Below are 2,432 nucleotides of genomic sequence, written 5' to 3' on the forward strand. Positions count from 1 at the left end.
CCGAGCAACACGGCTTCACCGGCGGGCTCGGCGGGGCCGGCGGCGCCGGCGGCAACGCCGGATTGCTCAGCCTCGGAGCCGGTGGTGCCGGCGGCACCGGCGGCGAAAGCATCACCCCGGCGACCGGAAACGGGGGGGCCGGCGGCGCCGGCGGCAATGCGGGCATGTTCTTCGGCGAAGGCGGGACCGGCGGCGACGGCGGGTTCGGCCCTACGAATGGCGGCAAAGGTGGGGCCGGCGGTAACGCCGGCATGCTCGTCGGCTCCGGCGGCGCGGGCGGCGCCGGTGGTGACGGCCTGACCAAGCTGGGTGGCGCCGGCGGCGCCGGCGGCAGCTCGGGGCTGATCGGCAGCGGCGGTAACGGTGGCAGCGGCGGCACCGGCCAAGCCGCCACCGGCAGCACCGGAGGTGCCGGCGGAGCCGGTGGCAACGGTGTGCTGATCGGCGACGGCGGCAACGGCGGCAACGGCGGTCTCGGCGCGACCAAGGGCGCGCTGGGCGCCGGCGGCATCAGCGGTCAACTGTTGGGCCTGGACGGCTTCAACGCTCCGGCGAGCGCGAACCCGCTGCACATCATGCAGCAACAAGCGATCAACGCACTCAACGCACCCATCCTGGCAGCTACCGGCCACCCGCTGATCGGAAACGGCGCCAACGGTGCCGCCGGGACCGGGACCGCGGGCGGGGACGGCGGGCTCTTGTTCGGCAACGGCGGGGTCGGCGGTTCCGGTGCGGCCGGCGCCACCGGTGGGCACGGCGGGGCCGGCGGAGGACTGTTCGGCGCCGGCGGCGCCGGTGGCGCCGGTGGCGCGTCGGCGACCGGCAACGGTGGCGCGGGCGGCGCTGGCGGAAATGGCGGAATGTTCGGCTCGGGCGGAAACGGCGGAGTCGGTGGACGGGCACCGGGTGCGAACAACGGCGGGGCCGGCGGGGCCGGTGGGAACGCCGGCATGCTCGCCGGGGCCGCCGGGCACGGCGGCAACGGCGCCGTCTCCTTCACCCCCGGGGCAAACAGCACCGGCAAGGGTGGGGCCGGCGGGGCCGGCGGCACCGGCGGGATCTTCGCCAGCGGCGGGGCCGGCGGTGACGGCGGGTTCGGCGGAGCCGGTGGGACCGGCGGGACAGGCGGCACCGGACAGATGTTCTCCAGCGGTGGAGCCGGCGGGGCCGGCGGAGGCAGCAGCCTCAACGGCACCAGCGGCGCCGGCGGGGCCGGCGGCGACGGCGGGCTGTTCGGCGGAGGCGGTAACGGCGGTGCCGGCGGATTCGGCCAATCCAAGGCCGGCGCAGGCGGGAACGGCGGCAACGCCGGCATGTTCAGCCTCGGCGCCGCGGGTGGCACGGGCGGCGCAGGCGGGAACAACAACGGCGTCCTCAACGCCGGAGCGGGCGGCAACGGCGGCAACGGCGGCATGTTCTTCGGTGACGGCGGGGCCGGCGGCGCCGGGGGCGGCGGCGGATTTACCGCCGCGGCCGGCGGCAACGGCGGCAACGGCGGCATGCTCATCGGCTCCGGCGGCGCCGGCGGTGCCGGAGGCGCTCCGCATCAGGGCGATCCCGGTGCCAACGGCGGCAACGGTGGCTCGGCCGGGGTGATCGGCAACGGCGGTGCCGGCGGCGCCGGCGGAGGCAGTACCGGCAGCAAGGGCGGAAACGGCGGCAACGGCGGCAACGCGGTGTCGATCGGCGACGGCGGTAACGGCGGCAATGGCGGAGCCGGCACGCCGCCCGGAACACCCGGAACCGGCGGCACCGGCGGGCAGCTACTCGGCGAGAACGGAAACACCGGGCGGTCGTAGCTCGTCCGCGCGTCTCGGGTGACCGAAGTTCCCCGCCGCATCCTCATCCCAACTCCACAAGAAATTCCTTCGGGAGGACAACCATGTCGCATCTAGTAGTAGTCCCCGAGATGCTGGGGGCGGCCGCGACCGATCTGGACAGCATCGGGTCGGCGTTGAATGCGGCGAACGCCGCGGCGGCGGTGCGGACCACGTCGGTGCTGGCTGCCGCCCAAGACGAGGTGTCGGCGGCCATAGCTGCGCTGTTTTCCGGACACGGCCAGGCCTATCAGGCCATGACTGCCGAGGCGGCCGCGTTTCATCTGCAATTCACCCAGGCGATGAACTCGGGTGCAGCGATGTTCGCGGCCGCGGAGGCGGCCAACACGTCCCCGCTGCAGGGCGTGCTCGACATGGTCAACGGTCAAGTCCTGGCGGCCACCGGGCGCCCGCTGATCGGTAACGGCACCAACGGCGCCCCGGGGACCGGCCAGAACGGGACGGACGCTGGATGGTTGATCGGTAACGGCGGCGCCGGCGGGTCGGGCAAGGCCGGCACCCAGGGTGGCGCCGGCGGCAATGGCGGGGCCGGCGGGTTCCTCGGCAGCGGCGGCGCCGGTGGCGCCGGCGGGGCCGGCACTACGGGTGCCGGCG

Annotated in this window: 1 protein-coding gene and 1 pseudogene; both read left to right on the plus strand. The window is 75.5% G+C overall.

Annotation, left to right across the window (positions count from 1 at the left end; translation table 11 throughout):
* Nucleotides 1-596 precede the first annotated feature (596 nt).
* Nucleotides 597-806, plus strand: a pseudogene (locus AWC27_RS33205) (PGRS repeat-containing protein); the annotation flags it as partial.
* Nucleotides 807-1,882: 1,076 nt separating this feature from the next.
* The coding region (locus tag AWC27_RS14715; protein WP_139837008.1) for a PE family protein at nucleotides 1,883-2,432 on the plus strand (550 nt) is incomplete at its 3' end.

Source organism: Mycobacterium szulgai (genome assembly GCF_002116635.1).
Classification (GTDB): domain Bacteria; phylum Actinomycetota; class Actinomycetes; order Mycobacteriales; family Mycobacteriaceae; genus Mycobacterium; species Mycobacterium szulgai.